Origin of the sequence: Streptomyces sp. NPDC088246 (assembly GCF_044741025.1) — a bacterium.
Lineage (GTDB): Bacteria > Actinomycetota > Actinomycetes > Streptomycetales > Streptomycetaceae > Streptomyces.
The window spans coordinates 1-23,122 of sequence record NZ_JBIURV010000045.1; the positions used below are offsets into that span (position 1 = coordinate 1).

The window sequence follows — 23,122 nt, forward strand, 5'->3', positions numbered from 1 at the left end:
CGGGCAACTGGTCTTCAGGACCTTGTAGTCCTCGATGCCCGCCTCGTACGTACCGGGGGCTGCTCCGGTGGCGGTGCCGCCGGGCGCGTCCTGGGCGACGCCGCTCCAGCCGCGGCCGTAGAAACCGATGCCGAGCAGCAGCTTCGACGCGGGGACGCCCTGCGCCTTCAGCTTGTTGATGGCGGCCTCGCTGTTGAAGCCCTCCTTCGGGATGCCGCTGTAGGAGGTCAGCGGGGAGTGCGGGGCGGTCGGCCCCTTCGCGTCCCAGGCGCCGAAGAAGTCGTACGTCATCGGGTTGTACCAGTCGACGTACTTCGACGCGCCGCCGTAGTCGACGGCGTCGAGTTTGCCGCCGTCGGAGCCGTCGGCGGAGATCGCCGAGGTGACCAGGTTGCCCGCACCGAACGTGGAGCGCAGCGCGGCCAGCAGGTTGCCGTAAGCGTCACGTCCGCTGGTGTCGCAGGTCGGACCGCAGGCGTTGGGGTACTCCCAGTCGATGTCGATGCCGTCGAAGACATCGGCCCAGCGGGGGTCCTTCACCAGGTTGTAGCAGGACTCGGCGAACGCGGCCGGGTTCTTCGCCGCCTCGCCGAAGCCGCCGGACCAGGTCCAGCCGCCGAACGACCAGATGACCTTGAGGTTCGGGTGCAGCTTCTTCAGCTTGCGCAGCTGGTTGAAGTTGCCGCGCAGGTCCTGGTCCCAGGTGTCCGCCACGCCGTCGACCGACTGGTCGGCCGTGTACGCCTTGTCGTAGTCGGCGTACGAGTCGCCGATCGCACACTTGCCGCCGGTGACATTGCCGAAGGCGTAGTTGATGTGCGTGAGTTTGCCGGCCGAGCCCGATTTCTCGATGTTCTTGACGTGGTAATTACGCTGGTAGACACCCCAGTTGGTGAAGTATCCGACCACCTTGCCGCCGGTGGGGGTGGCGTCGGCTGCAGGGGCCGCGCCGGCCGATGCTGTGCCCGCGGTACCCAGCAGGGTGGCGCCGAGGGCGACGGTACAGGCGGCTGCGGCGAGCGCCCGGAGGCGGGCGCGGGGTTTATGCGGTCCGAACATCTTGTCTCCTCGTGGGGGAGGGAACTCGGTAGTGGGGGGGGGCGTGCTTTCGGGCATCTCATGGACTTGGCATGAACACGAAAAGGCCGGTTCGATGGAACCGTAGATGGACTAGACCAGTTGGGTCAATGGTTCGGACCAATTCCGGTGACCGCCCCGCTCGCCGCCGAGTCGCTCCGTCACCCCGTGACGGATATCGTCCGATCGGGCATACTCAAGCCGCCACAGCCGCTGGCCAGCGACTCTCGTAATCCGGGAGGTCGGCATCGGCTGGGCAGCAGTGCTTCTCCGGGCCGTGCCCGGAAGCCCCCCGGCGGCGCCGCCCATACCCCCGCGCGCGCGACCGTCGCAACGCCCGACAGGGAGGAGAGCGCCGTCATGACCGACCGTGCCCCGCAATTGGTGGAACGCCGTCTGCCCACCGAGGAGTCCAGGCAACTCGTCGCGCTCGTCCGCGACATCGCCCAGCGAGAGATCGCGCCGCGGGCGGCCGAGGAGGAGGACGCGGGCCGGTTCCCGCGCGAAGTCTTCACTCTGCTCTCCGAGTCCGGACTGCTCGGACTGCCCTACGACTCCGCCCACGGCGGTGGTGACCAGCCGTACGAGGTCTACCTCCAGGTCCTCGAAGAGCTCGCGGCCGCCCGGCTCACGGTCGGTCTCGGTGTCAGCGTCCACTCCCTCGCCTGCCACGCGCTCGCCGGATACGGCACCAAGGAGCAGCAGGCCGAACACCTCCCGGCGATGCTGGGAGGGGGCCTGCTGGGCGCCTACTGCCTCTCCGAGCCCGCTTCGGGCTCGGATGCCGCCTCGCTCCGTACGAAGGCCGTACGGGACGGCGACGACTGGGTCATCACCGGCACCAAGGCATGGATCACCCACGGCGGCATCGCCGATTTCTACACGGTCCTGGCCCGCACCGGAGCCGAGGGCGCCCGAGGCATCACGGCCTTCCTGGTCCCCGGCGACGCCGAGGGGCTGAACGCGGCCGCACCCGAGAAGAAGATGGGCATGAAGGGCTCGCCCACCGCCCAGCTGAACTTCGACGGCGTACGGGTCGCCGACGCCCGCCGGATCGGCGAGGAGGGCCAGGGCTTCGCGATCGCCCTGTCCGCACTCGACTCCGGACGTCTGGGCATCGCCGCCTGTGCGATCGGCGTCGCCCAGGCCGCCCTGAGCGAGGCCGTCGCCTACGCCACCGGGCGGCAGCAGTTCGGCCGCCCCATCGCGGACTTCCAGGGCCTGCGCTTCATGCTCGCCGACATGGCCACCCAGATCGAGGCGGGCCGGGCGCTCTACCTGGAGGCGGCCCGGCTGCGTGACGAGGGCAGGCCCTTCTCGCGCCAGGCGGCCATGGCCAAGCTGTTCTGCACGGACGCGGCCATGCGGGTGACGATCGACGCGGTCCAGGTGCTCGGCGGATACGGCTACACGCTCGACTTCCCCGTCGAGCGGCTGATGCGCGAGGCCAAGGTGCTGCAGATCGTCGAAGGCACCAATCAGATCCAGCGGATGGTCATCGCGCGCCACCTCGCAGGTCCTGAGACGCGCTGACCCGCAGCGGTCGCTCCGACCACACGGGCGTCGTCATGATCCGGTTCCACTCCTGGTCATGGCGGCCCGGCAGGGTCCGTCCCGTGCCCTCCCAATGACGCAACAGGGACCGGTAGATGGGCGGATCGGTGGAGTGCGGCGCCGGTCGCGGCGTGGACCGGGGAGGCACGGGCTGCGGCACCGGCTGTGAACCGGGCTGCGGAACCGATTCTTCGGCGGTCGGAGCGGCGAGACGGCGGCGACCGGGGCCGGCCGTTGAGTGCAGCAGGGTCATGCCTGGCCAACGGTGTGGGGCGGGCCCGGGTCACTGCGCGGCCGATTCGAGAGCCCGTTCGCCGGGTCCCCGGGCGGCGGAGTTTCATCGACAGCGGGCACCACGCCGGCCGGGCCGTCGTGGTGCAGCGCAGATGTGCCGGATGAGCCCGGATGCGTCCGGGTGGTCCCGCACGGGTGCGGGAAGGGCCCTCAGGCGGCGTCGCGCCGCATCTGCGGCACCCGCAGCGGGCGCGAGCCGGGGCCGCCGGCATGCGAGAACGGCTGCATGCGCCAGTCGAGTCCCTGGGGGAGCGTCAACAGCAGGGCCGTCTCCTGCTCCTGGACGTCGAGCGACTCGTCGGCGGGCCGCGCCCGGGACGCCGCGCGGCCGGTGCCGGCACAGACCGTCAGAACGAACGGATTCCACGGAGTCGGGCACAGCGCGTGCTCCGGCAGTACGTCCTCGTCCGCCAGCAGCGCGATCGGCTGCGCGCAGTCCGGGCAGATCACCCGGTACATCTCGAACATGTCGTACGCGTCGGGAGCGGTGTCCTCGACCGGATCAACGGGCTCCGGGTCGGTGCGTCCGGTGAGCTTCAGGCTCTGCATGGGAAATTCCCCCCTCAGGTGGGCCGACAAGGCGCCACGGCCTCGACCACAGCAAGCACTTCCCGTCGGGCATCGGCCGTAACCACGAGGGGGTCGACTACCCACCCGTAAACCTGTGGCATTCGTCACATGACCGCCGCAGGTGCCCCTTTGGAGCCCTCACCGCTGTGCCTGGAGGGGCCTGGGGCAATAGGTTGATCCGTATGGAGGAGTTGGACCGACAGATCGTGGAGTTGCTCGTCAAGGACGGGCGGATGAGCTACACCGACCTGGGCAAGGCCACGGGCCTGTCCACCTCGGCGGTTCATCAGCGTGTCCGCAGGCTGGAGCAGCGCGGGGTGATCCGGGGCTATGCCGCGGTCGTCGACCCCGAGGCCGTCGGCCTGCCGCTCACCGCGTTCATCTCGGTGAAACCCTTCGACCCGAGCGCGCCGGACGACATCGCGGAGCGGCTCGCGGGCGTCCCGGAGCTGGAGGCGTGCCACAGCGTCGCGGGTGACGAGAACTACATCCTCAAGGTGCGTGTCGCGACCCCGCTGGAGCTGGAACACCTGCTCACCCGGATCCGCTCGCTGGCCGGTGTCTCCACCCGGACCACCGTCGTACTCTCCACGCCGTACGAGGCCCGGCCCCCGCAGATCTGAGGGGGCCGCGGAACGCGCGGGTCCGGGCAGGCGGGAGACTGGTCCCATGACCGAGAGCACCGCCCCCCAGAGCGAACACCGCACCGTGCTGCTGCGCGGTGGAGACGTCCACAGCCCCGCCGACCCCTTCGCCACCGCCATGGTGGTCGAACGCGGCCATGTCGCCTGGGTGGGCTCGGAAGGAGCCGCCGACGCCTTCGCGAGCGGCGTCGACGAAGTGATCGACCTCGAAGGGGCGCTGGTCACCCCCGCGTTCACCGACGCCCACGTCCACACCACATCGACCGGCCTGGCCCTCACCGGCCTCGACCTCTCCGGTGCCCGGACCCTCGACGAGGCGCTCGGTCTCCTGCGCGCGTACGTGGCGGCGCACCCCGCGGACCGGGTCGTCCTCGGCCACGGCTGGGACGCCACACGCTGGCCGGAGCAACGCCCGCCGTCGCGCGGCGAGCTCGACGCGGCCGCCGGCGGACGGCCGGTGTACCTGCCTCGTATCGATGTGCACTCCGCGGTCGTCACCACCGCCCTGCTCGATCTGGTCCCGGGCGTCACCCGACTGACCGGGTACCACCCCGGCGCCCCGCTGACCGGCGCCGCCCACCACGCGGTGCGCTCCGCGGCCCACGGCGCCGTCTCGCCGCAGCAGCGCGCCGACGCCCAGCGCGCCGCTCTGCGCCGCGCCGCGTCGCTCGGCATCGGCACCGTCCACGAGTGCGGCGGCCCGGACATCTCCGACGAGGAGGACTTCGTCGCGCTGCTCAAGCTCGCCGCGACGGAGAGCGGGCCACGGGTCTTCGGCTACTGGGCCGAGCAGGTCGGCGACGAGAAGGACGCCCGCCGCATCCGGGAACTCGGTGCGATCGGCGCCGCCGGGGACCTCTTCGTCGACGGTTCGCTCGGCTCGCACACCGCATGCCTGCACGAGCCGTACGCCGACGGTCCGGCCGGACACACGGGTACCGCCCACCTGGACGCGGCGCGGATCGCCGCCCATGTCACCGCCTGCACCGAGGCCGGGCTGCAGGCCGGTTTCCACGCCATCGGCGACGCGGCGGTCTCCGCCGTGGTGGAGGGCGTCCGGGCCGCCTCCGAGACGCTCGGCCTGGCCCGGATCCGGGCCGCCCGGCACCGTATCGAGCATGCCGAGATGCTCACCCCCGAGACCGTCGCCGCCTTCGCGGAGCTGGGTCTGACCGCTTCCGTGCAGCCTGCCTTCGACGCGGCCTGGGGCGGAGAGGAGGGCATGTACGTGCATCGGCTCGGCGCCGAGCGGGCCCGGACCCTCAACCCGTACGCGGCGCTCCTGCGGGCCGGTGTGCCCCTGGCCTTCGGCTCGGACAGCCCCGTGACCCCGCTGGATCCGTGGGGGACCGTACGGGCCGCCGCATTCCATCGCACGCCCGAGCACCGGATCTCCGTACGGGCCGGCTTCACCGCCCACACCAGGGGCGGCTGGCGGGCCGTCGGCCGCGACGACGCGGGGATCCTGGTGCCCGGCGCCCCGGCCGACTATGCGATCTGGCGCACCGCTGACCTGGTGGTCCAGGCCCCGGACGACCGGGTCGCCCGCTGGTCGACCGACCCGAGGTCGGGGACGCCCGGCCTGCCGGACCTCACCCCGGGTGCCGAGCTCCCGGTCTGCCTGAGCACCGCGGTCTTCGGACAAAATGTCTACGTACGGCCGAACGAGTGACGTCCGGACATTTCGTACCGCCGATCGAAGACGTCCCCGCTCCGCCGCGACCTGCGGATCTTCGCTACTGACCAGGCAAGTTTCGTAAACATTGCAGGTCAGGCGGCTATTGACAGAAAGCGCCCACCGGCCGGTAGGTTCGGCCGAGTCCACCACAGGACGTCCGACCGGTTAAACCTCCACGCAGTCGTCGAACGCCGCTGGGTCATGGGGTGGTGTGCCGCACCGGCGCACCACCACTGACAGCCAGGTTCAGCGCCCGCGCCTCGGGGGCGAGGGGAGGGTACAGCCGGACGGTAGGTGCGACCCGGGTGGGGCCCGGACGTTCAGTAGACAACGGCTCTAGGTCGACCCGCAGCCAGCGGGTCCCAGGTCGGCCCGAAGGGCGCTGGGCCCCCATCCGTAGTTCCCGTCGGTTCCCGGCAGGGGGTCTGTCCGTACTTCCCTCCTTCTGTCCGTGGCGGCGCCCGCTCCCGCCCGACCGCGTCGGTATCGGGCCCCCGCCCGCTGGATATGGTGTGCACCTGCGTACGGACTTAAGGGGCAGTAAGTGAACGACGGCGGTCAGAGGCGATACGGCCCGCTCGGCAGAACCTTGGTGATCATTCCGACCTACAACGAGGCCGAGAACATCAAGCCGATCGTGAGCCGGGTGCGCGCCGCTGTGCCGGAAGCCGACATCCTTGTCGCCGACGACAACAGCCCTGACGGCACCGGCAAGATCGCCGACGAGCTCGCCTCGGCCGATGGCCAGGTCCAGGTGCTGCACCGCAAGGGCAAGGAAGGGCTGGGCGCGGCCTATCTCGCGGGCTTCCGCTGGGGCACCGAGCACGGTTACGGCGTGCTCGTGGAGATGGACGCCGACGGCTCCCACCAGCCCGAGGAGCTGCCCCGTCTGCTCACCGCGCTCAAGGGTGCCGACCTGGTGCTCGGTTCCCGCTGGGTGCCGGGCGGGCGGGTGGTCAACTGGCCCAAGTCCCGGGAAATGATCTCCCGCGGCGGCAGTACGTACTCCCGGCTCCTCCTCGGGCTGCGGACCAGGGACGTCACGGGCGGCTACCGGGCTTTCCGCGCCGAGACCCTGGAGGGCATCGGCCTGGACCGGGTCGCCTCGCAGGGCTACTGCTTCCAGGTCGACCTGGCCCGTCGCGCCATCGACGCCGGGTATCACGTCGTCGAGGTCCCCATCACCTTCGTGGACCGCGAGATCGGCGACTCGAAGATGAGCCGCGACATCCTGGTCGAGGCGCTCTGGCGGGTCACCTCCTGGGGTGTCACCTCCCGTACGAACCGGGCCCTCGGCCGCAAGGCGACCTGAGCCACCGAAGGCGGCGGGCGCCGGTCCGCCGCTCGTGATCACCCCCATACGCCGATCGGACGCCTGTACGGGCACACTGGGGACCATGACGATCGGCACACCGCCCCAGACCGCCCCCAGGCGCTCACGCGCCCGTACCTTCGTCCCCCTCGCCATCGCCGCCTGGGCGGTGCTGGAGATCTGGCTGCTCACCGTCGTGGCCGACACGGCGGGCGGGTTCACCGTGCTGCTGCTCCTGGTGGCGGGGATCGTGCTCGGGGCCGTGGTGATGAAGCGGGCCGGCCGCCGGGCCTTCCGCAATCTCACCGAGACGCTCCAGCAGATGCCGGGGCAGCCCGGGGCCGCCGCTCCGCAGGCCGCACCCTCGGGCGGCAAGGGCAACGGCTTCCTGATGCTGGCCGGACTGCTGCTGATGATTCCGGGGATCATCTCGGACGCGGCGGGGCTTCTGCTGCTCGTGCCGCCGGTCCGTTCGATGATGGGCCGGTACGCGGAGCGGTCGCTGGAGCGCCGGATGCGCGCCGCGAACCCCGGCAGCCTCTCCGACGCCTTCCAGCAGGCCCGTATTCACCGGCCGGACGGAAAGATCGTGCAGGGTGAGGTCATCCGCCAGGAAGGCGCACAGGCGGGTTCGCGCCCCGACGAGGGCCCCCGGCCGCCGCTGACCCCCTGATACATACCGGACCGTGACGCGACAGAGCCGCGGGCTGTGACACACGCTCGGTGTGTCACAGCCCGCGGCTCTGTCGTATTGCGGTGTTACGCGGTCAGGCAGACTTCCTGCTGTCCCGCGGATGCACGGCGATGTTCATGGCTCCGGAGCGCAGAACCGCCAGCCTCTCGGCCAGCACCTCCTCCAGCTCCTCGCGTGTGCGCCGCTCCATGAGCATGTCCCAGTGCGTACGCGCAGGCTTGCCCTTCTTCTCCTCGGGGCCATCCCCGTCCACCAGGAGTGCCATGGCGCCGCACGCCTTGCACTCCCACTCCGGCGGAATTTCCGCCTCTACCGAGAACGGCATCTCAAATCGATGTCCGTTCTGGCATGCGTACTCCACCGCCTGGCGCGGGGCCAGATCGATGCCGCGGTCCGTCTCGTAGCTGGTAACCACGAGTCGCGTGCCGCGGAGAGCTCGCTCACTCATGAATCGTGCCTCCCGGGCTTGTCGCCCACAGGACAGGTGTCGCTGTCGTCGTCATCCGGTCAACGTCCGGTCGGCGGCAAAGATTCCCGTTTCCGGTCATGCGTCGCCCGTCGTGCCGCTGCTTTATCAGGTTTCCCAGGGTCCAAGTACCCGCCAATGCCCGGTTTGTCACATCTGGCAGAAGTTGTCACCCAACGGTTTGGCTTCTTCCGCTCGCAGTATCGGTCCTCCGGGCAGGCCAAAGACGTACACTACCGGCCTTTCACTTCAACGTCTAAATCCGTTCCGGAACGGGATTCCCCGCAGCCGCCACGGCCTGTCGGATCGGCACCCTCGCGAGCAGTACGGAACCGACCACGAAGAAGATCACCAACGAGATGATCGCATCCCGATAGCTTCCGGTCAGCTGATACGCGAGACCGAACACCAGTGGCCCAAGCCAGCTCAGTCCGCGGTCGCTCATCTCGTACGCGGAGAAGTACTCGGCCTCCTTGCCGTGCGGCACCAGATGGGAGAACAGCGAGCGCGACAGCGCCTGGCTGCCGCCGAGCACCAGACCGATCGCCGACGCCAGCACATAGAAGAAGACCGGCGCGCCGGCGGGCAGGAAATAGCCGGCGACGAGAATCAGGGTCCAGACGACGAGCGAGCCCAGGATCGTGCGCTTCGCGCCGTACACCCGCGCCAGCCGGCCCATCCCCAGCGCCCCGGCCACGGCGAGCACCTGCACCAGCAGCACGGCCGTGATCAGCGTCGTCTGGTCGAGGCCCAGCTCCTCCGAGCCGTACACCGAGGCCTGGGAGATCACCGTCTGCACGCCGTCGTTGTAGACGAGGTACGCCAGCAGGAAGGAGAGCGTCAGAGGATGGCGGCGCATGTCGCGCAGGGTGGCCATCAGCTGCCGCCACCCCGAGCCGACCGCCCCCTCGCCGCCCGGCGTCACCCGCCGGTCGCGCAGCCGTCGCAGTGGTACGACGGTGAAGGCGCCCCACCAGACGCCCGCCGACGCGAGACAGATCCGCACCGCGTCGGACTCGGAGAGGCCGAAGGAGTCGTGGCCCGTGTACAGGACCAGATTCAGGACGAGGACGAGCGCGCCCGAGGTGTATCCGAACGCCCAGCCGCGTGACGAGACCGCGTCCCGCTCGTCCGGTCCGGCGATCTGAGGCAGATAGGCGTTGTAGAGCACCATCGACACCGAGATCGAGGCGTTCGCCACGATCAGCAGGAACGCGCCCAGCAGATAGCGATGGCCGTCCAGGAAGAACATGCCGGTGGTCGCGGCGGCCCCCACGTAGGCGGCGGCCGCCAGCAGCGGCTTCTTCCGCCCTGTGCGGTCTGCGGCGGCGCCCACGACCGGCATGACGATCACCGCGACCACGACGGACACGGAGACCGCGTAGGCGAACAGCGAACCTGCGCGCACCGGTATGCCGAGCGGGTGCACGAAACCGTCGGCATCGGCGGCCGCCTTGGCGACCGACGTCAGATAGGGGCCGAGGAATACCGTCAGGACGCTCGTCGAGTAGACGGAGCAGGCGAAGTCGTAGAAATACCAGCCGCGTTGTTCACGTCTGCGGCTCGCGGCGTCGACGGAACCCGTCGTGAGTCCAGTCGGCTCAGCGGTGTCCGCGGTCTCGGCGCTCAACCCGCACCCCCTCGTCTCTCCCCGTGGAGACCTCGCACGGCCGACGTCAGGCCCAGGCCCCCCGCTCGCTCAGCACCGTACGCAGCGTCTCGATGTGATCGGTCATGATGCCATCCACACCGAGATCGAGGAGCGCTGCCATCCGCTCGGGTTCGTTCACCGTCCAGACATGCACCTGGAGTCCGCGCGCGTGTGCCTCACGTACGAAGCGCCGGTCGACCACCCGGACGCCGTTCTGGCTCTCCGGTACCTGCGCGCACACCGCGCCGGCTCGCAGCGCCGCCGGAATCCCGTACGAGCGCAGCCGCAGGCCCAGCACGCCGCGGACGCCGTAGGAGGTGGCGAGCCGGGGCCCGGCGAGACGGTGTGCCCTGGCGACCCGGGTCTCCGAGAACGAGCCGACGCACACCCGGTCCCAGGCATCCGTACGGCGGATCAGATCGACCAGCGGGACCAGGGCGGACTCGGCCTTGATGTCGACGTTCCAGCGGGCTTCGGGGAACGTCTCCAGCAGCTCCTCGAACAGCGGCAGCGGCTCCCGGCCCGCCACTCTGGCCTGCCGCACCTCGCTCCATGCCAGCTCGGCTATCCGGCCCCGGGCGTCCGTCACCCGGTCCAGAGTGGCGTCGTGGAAGGCCACCAGACGGCCGTCCGCCGTGGTGTGCACATCGGTCTCGAAGTAGCGGTACCCGGCATCGGCGGCCCGGCGGAACGCGGCCGTGGTGTTCTCGATCCCGTCCGCGGCACCGCCTCGATGAGCGAAGGGGATTGTCGCGGGATGGTCCAGATAGGGGTGGCGTACGGAGGTCACTGCGGCAGTATGGCCTGCTTCGTTGTCCGGGCGGTGACGGTGGTGTCGACGCTGTCCGGCCCGGATGCGACGGCCGCCTCGTCATCGGACCCGGCGGCGGCCGCTGCTGCCGGCTTCCCGCCGATTGCGAAGAAGCGCAGGAAGAACTGGGCGAGCGGGCCGATGGCCAGGGCGTAGAGCACCGTGCCCGCGCCGAGCGAGCCGCCGAGCACGAAGCCGGTCACCACGACCGCCACCTCGATCAGAGTGCGCAGGAGCCGGATGGAGCGGCCGGTACGCAGATGCAGACCGGTCATGAGCCCGTCGCGCGGGCCCGGGCCGAACTGCGCCGCGATGTACAGCCCCGTCGCGACACCGTTGACCACGACGCCGGCGACCATCGCGGCGATCTGCGCGGCGAGGCCGTGCACGTCGGGCACAAGGGTCAGCGTGCCGTCCATGGCGATGCCGATGGCGAAGACATTGGAGACGGTGCCGAGGCCGGGACGCTGCCTGATCGGTATCCACAGCAGCAGAACGGCGGCGCCGACGATGATCGAGACGACCCCGATGGACAGTCCGGTGCGCTCGGCGAGTCCCTGGTGCAGCACCCCCCAGGGTTCGAGGCCGAGACCGGCGCGGACCAGGAGCGCCGAGCTTGCCCCGTACAGCGCAAGGCCGACGTACAGCTGAATCAGCCTTCGAGTGAGGTGCGTCCCGCGAGGGACAGGCGTGATGGACAAGAAGTGCCCCCTGGAGTGGTGGAAGTGGACTGCCGCATGTCACTCTGTGGCAGGGGATTGGTCGCCAACTATGGCCAATCCGAGGAAGGTGGACTGATTTTCATGGCGCAGTGGACTTCGGCAGTCGGTGCGGCACAGCTCGCCCGGCAGCTCCAGGCCCAACAGCCCCGGCCCGCCGGACCGGGTGCCCGCAGGCCGCCCGCCTATCGTGCGCTCGCCGACGGAGTCCGTCTGCTCGTCCTCGAAGGCCGGGTGCCGGTGGCCGCCCGGCTTCCCGCCGAGCGTGAACTGGCGCTCGCCCTGTCCGTCAGCCGCACCACCGTCGCCGCCGCGTACGAGGCCCTGCGGACCGAGGGGTTCCTGGAGTCCCGCCGGGGCGCCGGCAGCTGGACCGCCGTGCCCGCGGGCAATCCGCTGCCCGCGCGCGGTCTGGAACCGCTTCCCCCGGAGTCGCTCGGTTCGATGATCGACCTGGGCTGCGCCTCGCTGCCCGCCCCCGAACCGTGGCTGACCCGGGCGGTCCAGGGCGCCCTGGAGGAGCTGGCACCGTACGCCCACACCCACGGCGACTACCCGGCCGGTCTGCCCGCGCTGCGGCAGATGATCGCCGACCGCTACACAGAGCGCTCCATCCCGACCATGCCCGAACAGATCATGGTCACCACCGGGGCGATGGGCGCGATCGACGCGATCTGCCACCTCTTCGCGGGCCGCGGCGAACGGATCGCGGTGGAGTCCCCGAGCTACGCCAACATCCTGCAGCTGATGCGGGAGGCGGGCGCCCGGCTGGTGCCGGTGGCGATGGAGGAGGGGCTCGGCGGCTGGGACATGAACCGGTGGCGGCAGGTGCTGCGGGACGCGGCGCCGCGGCTCGCCTACGTCGTCGCCGATTTCCACAACCCCACCGGTGCGCTGGCCGACGAGGACCGGCGACGTGACCTGGTGGAAGCCGCCCGATCCGCCGGTACGGTCCTGGTCGTCGACGAGACCATGAACGAGCTGTATCTCGACGCCGATGTGCAGATGCCGCGCCGGGTCTGCGCCTTCGATCCGGCGGGCTCCACCGTGCTCACCGTCGGATCGGCGAGCAAGGCCTTCTGGGCCGGCATGCGGATCGGCTGGGTGCGCGCCGCCCCGGACGTGATCCGCAGTCTGGTGGCCGCCCGCGCCTACGCCGACATGGGGACGCCCGTCCTTGAACAGCTCGCCGTCAACTGGCTGATGCGTACCGGCGGCTGGGAGCATGCCTTGGAGGTCCGGCGCGAACAGGCGCGGGAGAACCGGGACTCGCTCGTCGCCGCGGTCCGCCGGGAGCTGCCGGACTGGGAGTTCTCGGTTCCGCGCGGTGGTCTGACCCTCTGGGTGCGTACCGGCGGCCTCTCCGGCTCCCGGCTCGCTGTGGCGGGGGAGCGGGTCGGCGTACGCGTTCCCTCCGGGCCCCGGTTCGGTGTCGACGGTGCCTTCGAGGGGTACGTACGGCTGCCGTTCACGGTCGCCGGGCCGGTCGCGGACGAAGCGGCGGTACGGCTCGCGGCGGCGGCGCAGCTGGTGGGTTCGGGGGCGGGTGCGGGGGTGGAGGCGCCGCGGACGTTCGTCGCCTGATCGACAGGGCTGCTCAGGGGTGACGGATCGGCCCGTCCGTCACCCCTGAGCAGCCCTGTGCCGTCCGTTCAGTCGCCGACAGCCATGCCCTCGACGGCCACGGCCGCAATCACGGTGCGCGGCATCGCCGGGTCCGGGACGCTCGGCCCGACCGGTGCGGTCTCCTCGGCCGGCGCCTGCAGCCCGGGGAGCAGGCCGAGGACCGCCTGCCGCTGCGCCTCGCTGGTCGCCTCGTCGTACGGATCGGGTGTGGCCGGGACCTGAAGCCGCAGTACGGGACCGGTGCCGAGCCGCGCGTACCCCCGGCCGGGCGGGACGTCCGGTGTCGGCGTTGTGTGCGGCTCCGTGCCGAGCACCGACTCGACCTGGTCTCGGGAACAGTGGCCGAGCACGGCCCGGGCCCTGGTGTGGGTCCGTACGGTCTCGCCGAGGGTGTCCAGGCCGTCGAACTGATCGGCCATGACGACGGTGACGTTGGCCGCCCTGCCGTGCCGCAGCGGCACCTGGAGCAGCTCCTGGGGGTCGGGCTTGCCGTCGGCGGCCGCCAGGTGGCCGAGGACGCTGGGCCGGTCGAGCAGGATCCAGAGCGGGCGCTTGATGTCGTCGGGGGCGGGGTGGCCGGACTGCCGGGCCCGGTTCGCCGCGATCAGCCGTCGCTCCGTCTCGTGGGCCGCCCACTCCAGGATCGCCAGCGCGCCCGCCAGACCGCACTCCACGGCCAGTACGCCGTCGCGCCCGGTCATGCAGGCGTACTCGCCGGTTCCGCTGCCTTCGATGATCAGGATGTCGCCGTGCTGGAGTGCCTGCAGGGCGATGGAGCGCATCAGCGTGGTGGTGCCGCTGCCGGGCTGTCCGACGACCAGCAGATGCGGCTCGGTGGAGCGGGCGCCGGTCCGCCAGACGACCGGCGGTGCGTCGCGGGTCTCGTCGCCGTCGTTCACCGGAACGGTGCGCTGCACCGCGTCGCCGTCGGTGAAACCCAGCACGGTCTCGCCGGGGGCGGTGACGAAGCGCTGGGCCCCGATCGTGGTGGGCAGGGCGTCGAGCACGCTCATGACGAGCCGGTTGCCCTCCTCGTCCCAGGCGAAGTGGTATTCGCGGCCACGGCCCGACTTTGCGTGCAGCAGCTGTTCGATCCGGATGCGGGAGGCGGCTTCGCTGTCGGTGAAGTAAGCGGGATACGCCACCTGGAGACGTGTCAGGCGCCCGTTGCCGTCGAATGCGTAACCGCTGAAGACCTTGTCCCAGTCGCCGCCGTGGGCGAACAGCGGACTTGGGTCGTCGGCCACGGAGAAGTACGGCACGAGTGCCTCGTACAGGGACCGCAACCGCCCGGTCTGCGCCTCGTCGGGGCCGGTCTTCGCGGGAGTCCGCTCCCGGCCCTTCCATGCGGCTGCACCCATCACCGTGACCAGGGTGAGTACGGACCCGTACGGGATGAGCGCGACCACGAATACGCAGGCCGCGACGGAGAACAGCGTCGGACCACGCTTGTCCTTGGGCGTCGCGGCCCACTTCTGCCGTCCGGCTCCGGCCAGCAGTCGCAGACCACGAGTGATCATGATCAGCGGATGGAGGACGTCGGCGGCGTTGTCGGTGGCCGTGCGCGCGAACTCGCGACTGCGAGTGATCGAGGCGCTGCCGCTGCTCAGAATGCGGGGGAGTGGTCGCCGGGCCACGTCGGTCTCCTGACGGGGTGGGAGTGGTCGCGGGGGGTCAGAACTTGATCCCGCCCAAGAGGCCGGCGAGACTCGCGCCGCCCGCGGTGATGCTCGGTGCGATGGCGGTGCCTGCCAGATAGAAGCCGAACATGGCGGTGACGACGGCGTGCGATGCCTTGAGGCCGTCCTTCCTGAAGAACAGGAAGACGATGATGCCGAGGATGACTACGCCTGACATGGACAGGATCATGAGAGGTTCTCCTGGTTAGGGGGACGGTCACCATGAGTCCTTCCAGGTTCACCGGAAGTATCTATACGATAAAAGCTGCATTCAGGTGAAAAGTCTGCATTTTCACCTGAATAGCCCATGTGGGGATGTCGGCAGGACGGAAACCTCGATGTCGCGCGCTGTTCCGCTGTCACCGGACGTGATCTTTGGACATGGGCGGACCGGGTCATGTGCGCGGTTGAGCAGTACCCTGTCGATTCACTCGTACGGCCCCGACGCCGTACGTCCCGGCAGGTCGACAGTGTGAAAACGGTTGATGGAAGGCGGTCCGTCCGATGAGCGAAACCCCCGATCCCGAGGTGGTCGAGCTGGCGACGAAGGTCTTCGACCTGGCCCGCCGCGGTGAGACCGAAGCACTCGCCGCCTATGTCGACGCGGGTGTTCCCGCGAACCTCACCAACGACCGGGGCGATTCGCTGCTGATGCTTGCCGCCTATCACGGGCACGCCGCCGCGGTCACCGCCCTCGTCGGCCGTGGCGCCGACCCGGACCGGGCCAACGACCGTGGACAGACACCGCTCGCCGGAGCCGTCTTCAAGGGCGAGGGCGCGGTGATCGAGGCGCTGCTCGCCGCAGGGGCCGACCCGGCGGCCGGAACACCCTCCGCACTGGACACTGCACGCATGTTCGGCAAGGCCGACCTGCTGGAACTCTTCGGCTCCCGCTGACCGGGTACGCCGTAAATGTGGTCGCGGTGGCGAAATGGCTGGGTCATCATGACGTCGCGGGCCCGGTTCGGGCCACCGACGAGAGGCAGAGGAAGATGGTCTACACCAAGCAGAAGACGGCGGTCGGCCGATCATGTTGCTGCGCGGCGTAGTGCCCCACCCGGCACTTGGAACTGCACAGTCCCGGTTGCGTCGACAGCTTGATGTGAGGCTTTTTCCATGTTTGATCCGTTCATAGCGCCGAGCGGCACCTTGCTCGGCCTGCTGCAGAGGGGCCGTGGCGACGGCACGCTCCACGCGCTCGCCGCACCACGCCCCGAGGCCCTGGCGGCTCTCAACCACTGCGTCCTGAGCGATCCGCGTCACGACTGGCAGGTGGAGAACCGCTCGCTCTACTACGCGCGCCTGTATCTCGACCTCGACGGCGGTATCGAAGAGATCGAGCGCCATCTGTGCGATCCCGACGACCACCTCGACACCGACGACTCACGCACCGGGCTGGCCCTCGCCGTGCTCGGCCACCTCGCCTCGTACGGACGGGACGACGCCCTGGCTCTGCTGCGGCGGTACGCCGCGACCGGAGCCAACTGGGCCTGGGCCCTCGACGAGCTCGCCCTGCGTGACGACGACGCGGGGCTGCGAGCCCTCGCCGTACCCGTGCTCGGCCGGTTCCCGGCCACCGAGGAGGGGGCCGCCGAGCTGGCCGCCGCCGTACGGGACGCCTTCGAACCCCGCCCTTGGCGGCTCTGGGCGGACGACCCGCGCGAGGAGGTCGGCGCCAGGGTCAGGGCCGCCTCCGAACAGGGCTCCTTCGACCGCTGGCAGCGGCAGATGCGGCCCGGCGGCCCCCGCCCCGGCTGGAGCGTCCAGGCCGTCCTCGACTGGGCCCAGCAGGGACTCGAACGCGGCAGCGTCCTCCATGTCCCGGCCGCCCGCTGCCTCACCGCCGTCGCCGGACCCGAGGACCGGTCCACGATCACCGAGGCCGCCCGCAGCGGCCCGGAAGGCGCACGCTGTGCCGCCCTGCACTTTCTGGCCGAGGCCAGGGATCCTGCCGTGCTCGACCTGATCGAGATCGCCGCGGTCGGCGCCTCGCGCACCGTCGCCGACGCGGCCGTCGCCGCCTTCGAGCGGATGTGCGGCGACGCGGCGGTGGAGCGCGCCAGGCGCTGGGCCCGACGGCCCGACGCGCTCGGCGCCTCCGCGGCCGGTGTGCTCGCCTGCCGGGGCGGCGCCCAGGACGCCTCACTGGTCCTCGGAGCACTCCGCGAGGCCGTGCGGGGCGAAGGCCCGGACGCACCATGCCTGTGGACCCTCGTCGACGGCACGGGCAGGCTGGGCATCGCCTGTGCGGCCCCCGTACTGCGCCATGTCTACCGGGAGACGTCCTCCTCGCACCTGCGCGGCCGAGCGGCCCGCGCACTGGCCGCGACCGACCCCTCCTTCGCCACCGGATTCGCCGTCGAATGCCTGTGGGACTGCGAGGAGACCACCCGCGAGGTCGCCGCACTCCACGCCGAGACCGGCGACATCAGGGTCGCCGAGCGACTGCGCCGACTCGCCGCGGACCCGGCCGAGGAGGCCGAGGTGCAGACAGCGGTACGCAGCAGGATCGGGCCCGACACCCCAGCGGTCTGACCGGAGTACGCACAGCGGCGCGCGTCGGGGGCGCGCGGCGCGAACGGGCGAGCAGCGCGTCGGGGGCGCGCTCGGCTCAAACGCTCATGGGACGTTCCCCGGACGGAAAGATCCAAGTCGGCCCGGACACGTCCGGCGTGGCGACAACACGGGTACGCGTGTCGTCATCGTCACCGAATCCTTCCCGCCCGATATCAACGGCGTGGCCCACTGCACCCTGCAGACGGCCCGGCATCTCGCCGGCCGCGGCTACGACCCGCTCGTCGTCGCCCCGGCCACGGCCGGCCCGACGACCACATCCCGTTCGGACCACTCCGACGCCTTCGAAGCCGACGCACCGTGCCCCGTGGTGCGGGTCCCCTCACTTCCCCTGCCCGGCTATCCCCAGGTCCGGGTGGCACTTCCGAGCCGGCGGCTGACGGCCGCCCTCACCGCGCAGCGCCCACGCGTACACGCGGATCGTGTGCACCACGCGATGGGCGGAGCGCGAGTTCCTGCGCATCGGCGCCCGCAATGTGGTGCGCGCCCCGCTCGGCGTGGACCTGCGGCGCTGTCGCCCCCACCGGCGCAGCACGGTGCTGCGCGCCCGGCACCTGCACGGCCGGGACGTGCTGCTTCTGCTGTGCTCGCGGCTCTCGGTCGAGAAACGCCCCGGCCGGGCCCTGGAGACGATTGCCGAGCTGCGGCGCCGGGGGGTGCGCGCGGCGCTGGTCGTCGCGGGCGACGGGCCACTGCGTGCGGGCCTGGAGAGCAGAGCTCGGGCGCAGCGGCTGCGGTCGAATTCCTGGGCCATGTGCGGGACCGGGAGACCCTGGCGGATCTGCAGCGGCGGCCGACATCTGCCTGGCGCCCGGACTCGCCGAGACGTTCGGCCTGTCGGCCCTGGAGGCACTGGCCTGCGGCACCCCGGTGGTGGCGAGCGCGAGTTCCGCGCTGCCGGAGGTGATCGGCGGTGCCGGAGTGGCCGCCGCGGACACGGGTGAGGCGTTCGCCGCCGCGGTACGGGAGCTGCTCGGGCGCCCGCAGGCGTCGCGCCGAGGCGAGGCAACGGGCCGAACTCTTCGGCTGGGACCGCTCGGTGGCCGCGTTCCTGGCCGCGCACGAAGTGCCGGACCGGGGAGGGATTCCGGGGGTACGGACATGAACGGGGCGTCGGTGCCGTCAGGCACCCCGGGACCGCGCGCTTCCACTGCGCCGAGCTTCTCCACGGTGCGGTTCGCCGCGCTCGGGGACTCGTTCACCGAAGGCGCCGACGACCCCGTCCCCGGTGGCCGACGGGGCTGGGCCGCACTGCTCGCCGAAGGGCTCGCGGAACGGCCGGCGGGGCGTGGAATTCCGGAACTTCGCCGTCAGCGGTGCGCAGTCCGGTGACGTCCTGGACCTGCAGGCCGCGACGGCGGCCGCCTTCCGGCCCCACCTCGCGTCCGTTGTCGCCGGCGTCAACGACACCCTGCGCCGCACGTTCGGCATCCGGCTCCTCGCGCGGCGTCTCGACGAGGTCTGCGCGCTCCTGACGGAGAGCGGAGCCGTACTCCTGACCGCCTGTCCGCCCGACCCCGGCGCCGTGCTCGGGCTCCCCGCGCCCCTGGGCAGGCCGCTCGCCCGGCGCCAGGCCGCGGTGAACACCGTCGTGCACGCACTGTCCGAACGCCACGACGCCGTTCATCTGCACATGGCCGACCGGGCCTGGGTCTGCGACCGCTCCCTGTGGAGTGCCGACCGGCTCCACCCGGCCGAACACGGTCATCGGAAGGTCGCGGCCGGATTCCACGATCTGCTGGCCGCCCGAGGCCTGGCACACGGCACCAGGCCTGGCACACGGCACCAGGCCGGGGCTCGAACCCCAGCAGCCTTTCCCCGAGCCGTGCCGACACATGGCTCTGGCTGGCCACCGCCGGCACGGGCTGGCCGGCCCGCAGAAGCGCCGATCTGCTGCCTCAGCTGCTGTGCCTGGCCGGAGCGGAGATACGGCATGGGGTGTGCGGCACCGGCGGACGCCTGGACCGGCGGGCCGAGGCGGCGCTGCGGAGCGCGCTGGCCGCCGTACAGCCGGCCGGTGCGCCGGCTGCCGGGGAACAGGCCGTGCCGTCCGGGCCGTTGTCCGTGCCACGGGTCAGTATGGAGGGATGACCGGACGCTGGGATTTCTGGATCGACCGTGGCGGGACGTTCACCGATGTCGTGGGCCGGGATCCCGACGGACACCTGGTCACCCGCAAGCTCCTCTCCCACGACCCCGACCGCTACCGCGACGCCGCCGTGGCCGGAATCCGGGGGCTGCTGGGCCTCGGCCCCACCGACCCGGTCCCCGCCGACCGGGTCGGCACGGTGAAGATCGGCACGACGGTCGCCACCAACGCACTGCTGGAGCGGCGCGGTGAGCCGACCGTCCTCGTCATCACGGAAGGCTTTCGCGACGCGCTGCGCATCGCGTACCAGAACCGGCCGAGACTCTTCGACCGCCGCATCCTGCTGCCCGAGGCCGTGTACGAGCGGGTGATCGAGGTCCCCGAGCGGATCGATGCCCACGGCCGGGTCGTCACACCGCTCGACCGGGATGCGGTGGCCGAGCGGCTGATGGCGGCCCGGGCCGACGGACTGCGCAGCGCGGCGGTCGTCCTGATGCACGGCTACCGCCACCCCGGACACGAGAGCGTCGTGGCCGCCGCAGCCCGCGAGGCAGGCTTCACCCAGGTGAGCTGCTCGCACGAGGTGAGCCCGCTGATCAAGCTCGTACCACGCGGCGACACCACCGTCGTCGACGCCTATCTTTCGCCGATCCTGCGCCGGTACGTCGACGAGATCGCCCGCGAACTCGACGGCATCCGGCTGATGTTCATGCAGTCCAACGGCGGGCTGCGCGAAGCCTCCCACTTCCGGGGCAAGGACGCGGTGCTCTCCGGCCCCGCGGGTGGCGTGGTCGGTATGGCCCGTACGTCCGGACAGGCCGGATTCGACCGGGTCATCGGCTTCGACATGGGCGGCACCTCCACCGATGTGTCGCACTACGCAGGCGAGTTCGAGCGCGAACTGGGCACTCAGGTGGCCGGCGTGCGGATGCGCGCCCCCATGATGAACATCCACACCGTCGCCGCCGGCGGCGGCTCCGTCCTGCACTTCGACGGCCACCGCTACCGCGTCGGCCCCGACTCGGCGGGCGCGATTCCCGGCCCGGCCTGCTACCGCCGCGGCGGGCCGCTGACCGTCACCGACGCCAATGTGATGCTCGGCCGGGTCCAGTCCGCGCACTTCCCGGCCGTCTTCGGACCGGACGGCGACCTTCCACTCGACGCGGAGCTCGTCCGCGAACGCTTCGACACACTCGCCGAGGACGTGGCGCGCGCCACCGGAACGCGGCGCACGGCGGCCGAGGTCGCCGCCGGGTTCCTGGAGATCGCCGTGCTGAACATGGCGAACGCGGTCAAGAAGATCTCCGTGCAGCGCGGACACGACATCACCCGCTACGCCCTGACCGGCTTCGGCGGCGCCGGAGGCCAGCACGTCTGCGCTGTTGCCGACGCCCTGGGCATCGACACGGTCCTCGTGCCGCCCCTGGCCGGTGTGCTCTCCGCGTACGGCATCGGTCTCGCCGACGCCACCGCGATGCGCGAACAGTCCGTCGAGGCGGAACTGAACGAGGCGACCCGGACCGCGGTGGGCGAACTCTGTGACGATCTCGCCGCCCGCACCCGCGCCGAACTGCGCGCCGACGCCATCCCCGACAGCGCGATCAGCACGCGTGCGCGCGTGCTCCTGCGGTACGCCGGTACGGACTCGAGCCTGCCCGTCGGCCTGGACAGCGCACCCGCCATGGCCGAGGCGTTCACCGCACAGCACCGCGCACGCTACGCGTTCACCATGGACAAACCCCTGGTCCTCGAGGCCGTGTCGGTCGAGGCGATCGGAACGGCGGGACAGCACGAACCGCACCCGGCCGCCCGGACACCCCATGAGAGCGCGGAACCTCAACCGCACGACACCGTGAGGATGTTCGCCGACGGCCGATGGCAGGACACCCCGCTCCACCGTCGCGAGGAACTGCGTCCCGGGGACACCGTGGCAGGCCCCGCCGTGATCGCCGAGGCGGATGCCACCACTGTCGTCGACCCGGGCTGGCAGGCCGCTCTCGCCGGCACCGGCCATCTGCTGCTCACCCGGGTCCGCCCGCGCCCGGACCGCACGGCCGTCGGTACCCGGGTCGACCCCGTCATGCTGGAGGTCTTCAACAACCTCTTCATGTCGATCGCCGAGCAGATGGGGGTGCGCCTGGAGAACACGGCGCACTCCGTCAACATCAAGGAGCGGCTCGACTTCTCCTGCGCCCTGTTCGACGCGGACGGCAATCTGATCGCCAATGCTCCGCACATTCCCGTGCACCTCGGTTCGATGGGGGAGTCGATCAAGGAGGTGCTGAGGCGCAACAGTGGCGTGATGCGGCCGGGCGATGTATACGCCATCAACGATCCGTACCACGGGGGCACGCATCTGCCCGATGTGACCGTTGTGACACCCGTGTTCGACGAGACCGGTGGTGAGAAGCCGGAGCTGCGCTTCCTTGTGGCCTCACGTGGACACCACGCCGAGATCGGCGGCATCACCCCCGGCTCCATGCCCGCCTTCAGCCGCACCATCCACGAGGAAGGAGTGCTGTTCGACAACTGGCTGCTGGTACGGGACGGCAGACTCCGCGAGGCCGAGACGCGCGAGCTGCTCACCACCGCCGCGTACCCCTCCCGCGACCCGGACACCAACCTCGCCGATCTGCGCGCCCAGATCGCCGCCAATGAGAAGGGGATCGCCGAACTCCGGCGCATGGTCGAACAGTTCGGGCCCGAGGCCGTAGCCGCGTACATGGGGCACGTACAGGACAATGCCGAGGAGTCCGTCCGCCGGATCATTGCCGAACTGCACGACGGCGCCTACCGCTACGAGACCGACAACGGCGCGGTCATCGAGGTCGCCCTCACCGTGGACAAGGCCACCCGCAGCGCAGTCGTCGACTTCACCGGCACCTCACCGCAGCAGCCGGGTAACTTCAACGCGCCGAAATCCGTGGTGATGGCGGCTGTCCTGTACGTCTTCCGGACCCTGGTCGCGGACGACATCCCGCTCAACAGTGGCTGCCTCAAGCCCCTGGAGGTCAGAATTCCGGAGGGCTCCATGCTGTCCCCCGTCCATCCGGCGGCCACCGTCGCGGGAAACGTGGAGACGTCCCAGGCCGTCACCGGTGCTCTGTACGCGGCGCTCGGCATCCAGGCCGAGGGTTCGGGCACCATGAACAACCTCACCTTCGGCAACGAACGGGTCCAGTACTACGAGACCGTGGCGAGCGGCTCGGGCGCGGGCGACGGCTTCGACGGCGCCGACGCCGTGCAGACCCATATGACCAACTCCCGCCTCACCGACCCCGAAGTCCTCGAATGGCGCTACCCCGTGCTGCTGGAGAGCTTCCGGGTACGGGACGGCAGCGGGGGTACGGGGCGTTGGCACGGTGGCTGCGGTGTGGAGCGGAGAATCCGCTTCCTCGAACCCGTGACCCTGGCGCTGCTCTCCGGCCACCGCCGGGTCCGGCCGTACGGCATGGCGGGCGGTGAACCCGGCGCGCTGGGTGAGCAGCACATCGAGCGCTCCGACGGCGGGGCGGTCACACCACTGCGCGGCTGCGACACGGCCGAGCTGGAGCGGGGGGACGTACTCGTGCTCCGCACACCGGGCGGCGGGGGCTACGGAGCCCCGGAGCAGGGCCGGAACGACCGCCCGGAACGCGCCGGGGAACAGCTGTGAAGCCGGCTCCGGGCAAGGGGTCGCTTCTG

At 70.9% G+C, this 23,122-nt stretch carries 17 protein-coding genes and 2 pseudogenes; 11 read left to right on the forward strand and 8 right to left on the reverse strand.

Features of this window, described 5'->3' with window-relative positions; genetic code table 11:
- Positions 1-1,059, reverse strand: a 1,059-nt coding sequence (locus ACIPEK_RS37115) for a glycoside hydrolase family 18 protein (protein WP_402005644.1), incomplete at its 3' end; no start/stop codon positions are given.
- A 378-nt stretch (positions 1,060-1,437) separates the two neighbouring features.
- Here ACIPEK_RS37115 and ACIPEK_RS37120 point away from each other — a divergent pair.
- Positions 1,438-2,610, forward strand: a complete 1,173-nt coding sequence (locus tag ACIPEK_RS37120) for an acyl-CoA dehydrogenase family protein (protein ID WP_327276348.1) — start codon at positions 1,438-1,440, stop codon at positions 2,608-2,610.
- Between the two features lie 465 nt (positions 2,611-3,075).
- Here ACIPEK_RS37120 and ACIPEK_RS37125 read toward each other — a convergent pair whose 3' ends face one another.
- The gene (locus tag ACIPEK_RS37125) at positions 3,076-3,474 is read right to left on the reverse strand and encodes a hypothetical protein (RefSeq protein WP_402005647.1); all 399 of its coding nucleotides are present in this window, start codon (positions 3,472-3,474) and stop codon (positions 3,076-3,078) included.
- A 203-nt stretch (positions 3,475-3,677) separates the two neighbouring features.
- On the opposite strand from ACIPEK_RS37125, the gene ACIPEK_RS37130 reads away from it, so the two are divergent.
- From ACIPEK_RS37130 to fxsA, 4 genes are all read left to right on the forward strand, one after another.
- The gene (locus ACIPEK_RS37130; RefSeq protein ID WP_024493538.1) at positions 3,678-4,118 is read left to right on the forward strand and encodes an Lrp/AsnC family transcriptional regulator; all 441 of its coding nucleotides are present in this window, start codon (positions 3,678-3,680) and stop codon (positions 4,116-4,118) included.
- A gap of 46 nt (positions 4,119-4,164) precedes the next feature.
- Positions 4,165-5,811 carry an amidohydrolase gene (locus ACIPEK_RS37135; protein WP_402005650.1) on the forward strand — a complete coding sequence of 549 codons (1,647 nt, stop codon included), beginning with the start codon at positions 4,165-4,167 and terminating at the stop codon, positions 5,809-5,811.
- A 550-nt stretch (positions 5,812-6,361) separates the two neighbouring features.
- On the forward strand, positions 6,362-7,129 hold the full coding sequence (locus ACIPEK_RS37140) for a polyprenol monophosphomannose synthase (RefSeq protein ID WP_402005652.1): 768 nt from the start codon (positions 6,362-6,364) through the stop codon (positions 7,127-7,129).
- An 85-nt stretch (positions 7,130-7,214) separates the two neighbouring features.
- A complete protein-coding gene (gene fxsA / locus ACIPEK_RS37145) occupies positions 7,215-7,802 on the forward strand; it encodes an FxsA family membrane protein (RefSeq protein ID WP_402005655.1) in 588 nt (195 codons plus the stop codon).
- 94 nt (positions 7,803-7,896) lie between these two features.
- Here fxsA and ACIPEK_RS37150 read toward each other — a convergent pair whose 3' ends face one another.
- The 4 genes from ACIPEK_RS37150 to ACIPEK_RS37165 all read right to left on the reverse strand — a co-directional run bounded on the left by ACIPEK_RS37150 (position 7,897) and on the right by ACIPEK_RS37165 (position 11,452).
- Positions 7,897-8,271 (reverse strand): RNA polymerase-binding protein RbpA, encoded by a 375-nt coding sequence (locus ACIPEK_RS37150; RefSeq protein WP_007262928.1) that lies wholly within the window; start codon positions 8,269-8,271, stop codon positions 7,897-7,899.
- A gap of 274 nt (positions 8,272-8,545) precedes the next feature.
- Entirely contained in the window at positions 8,546-9,919 is a 1,374-nt protein-coding gene (locus ACIPEK_RS37155) for an MFS transporter (protein ID WP_402005658.1), read from the reverse strand.
- A gap of 46 nt (positions 9,920-9,965) precedes the next feature.
- Entirely contained in the window at positions 9,966-10,730 is a 765-nt protein-coding gene (locus tag ACIPEK_RS37160) for a glycerophosphodiester phosphodiesterase (protein WP_402005661.1), read from the reverse strand.
- Positions 10,727-11,452 carry a YitT family protein gene (locus tag ACIPEK_RS37165; RefSeq protein WP_402005664.1) on the reverse strand — a complete coding sequence of 242 codons (726 nt, stop codon included), beginning with the start codon at positions 11,450-11,452 and terminating at the stop codon, positions 10,727-10,729. The genes ACIPEK_RS37160 and ACIPEK_RS37165 overlap by 4 nt, the downstream gene beginning before the upstream one ends.
- 102 nt (positions 11,453-11,554) lie before the next feature.
- Here ACIPEK_RS37165 and ACIPEK_RS37170 point away from each other — a divergent pair, with 102 nt between their 5' ends.
- On the forward strand, positions 11,555-13,054 hold the full coding sequence (locus tag ACIPEK_RS37170; RefSeq protein WP_402005667.1) for a PLP-dependent aminotransferase family protein: 1,500 nt from the start codon (positions 11,555-11,557) through the stop codon (positions 13,052-13,054).
- A 68-nt stretch (positions 13,055-13,122) separates the two neighbouring features.
- On the opposite strand, the gene ACIPEK_RS37175 is transcribed toward ACIPEK_RS37170, so the two are convergent.
- Together ACIPEK_RS37175 and ACIPEK_RS37180 are read right to left on the reverse strand one after the other, a co-directional pair.
- A complete protein-coding gene (locus ACIPEK_RS37175; RefSeq protein ID WP_402005670.1) occupies positions 13,123-14,733 on the reverse strand; it encodes a hypothetical protein in 1,611 nt (536 codons plus the stop codon).
- 37 nt (positions 14,734-14,770) lie between these two features.
- Positions 14,771-14,965, reverse strand: coding sequence for a hypothetical protein (locus tag ACIPEK_RS37180; protein WP_037696696.1), 195 nt, complete (start codon positions 14,963-14,965; stop codon positions 14,771-14,773).
- 314 nt (positions 14,966-15,279) lie between these two features.
- Between ACIPEK_RS37180 and ACIPEK_RS37185 the strand changes: the two genes are divergently transcribed.
- From ACIPEK_RS37185 to ACIPEK_RS37205, 5 genes and pseudogenes are all read left to right on the forward strand, one after another.
- Positions 15,280-15,672, forward strand: a complete 393-nt coding sequence (locus ACIPEK_RS37185; RefSeq protein ID WP_383079491.1) for an ankyrin repeat domain-containing protein — start codon at positions 15,280-15,282, stop codon at positions 15,670-15,672.
- Positions 15,673-15,891: 219 nt separating this feature from the next.
- Positions 15,892-17,310 (forward strand): HEAT repeat domain-containing protein, encoded by a 1,419-nt coding sequence (locus ACIPEK_RS37190; protein WP_383079490.1) that lies wholly within the window; start codon positions 15,892-15,894, stop codon positions 17,308-17,310.
- A gap of 434 nt (positions 17,311-17,744) precedes the next feature.
- Positions 17,745-18,454 (forward strand): annotated as a pseudogene (locus ACIPEK_RS37195) (glycosyltransferase); the annotation flags it as partial.
- Positions 18,451-19,440 (forward strand): annotated as a pseudogene (locus ACIPEK_RS37200) (SGNH/GDSL hydrolase family protein). The pseudogenes ACIPEK_RS37195 and ACIPEK_RS37200, both read left to right, overlap by 4 nt.
- On the forward strand, positions 19,437-23,093 hold the full coding sequence (locus tag ACIPEK_RS37205) for a hydantoinase B/oxoprolinase family protein (RefSeq protein WP_402005674.1): 3,657 nt from the start codon (positions 19,437-19,439) through the stop codon (positions 23,091-23,093). The pseudogene ACIPEK_RS37200 and the gene ACIPEK_RS37205 overlap by 4 nt, the downstream one beginning before the upstream one ends.
- The last annotated feature ends 29 nt before the right edge of the window (positions 23,094-23,122 follow it).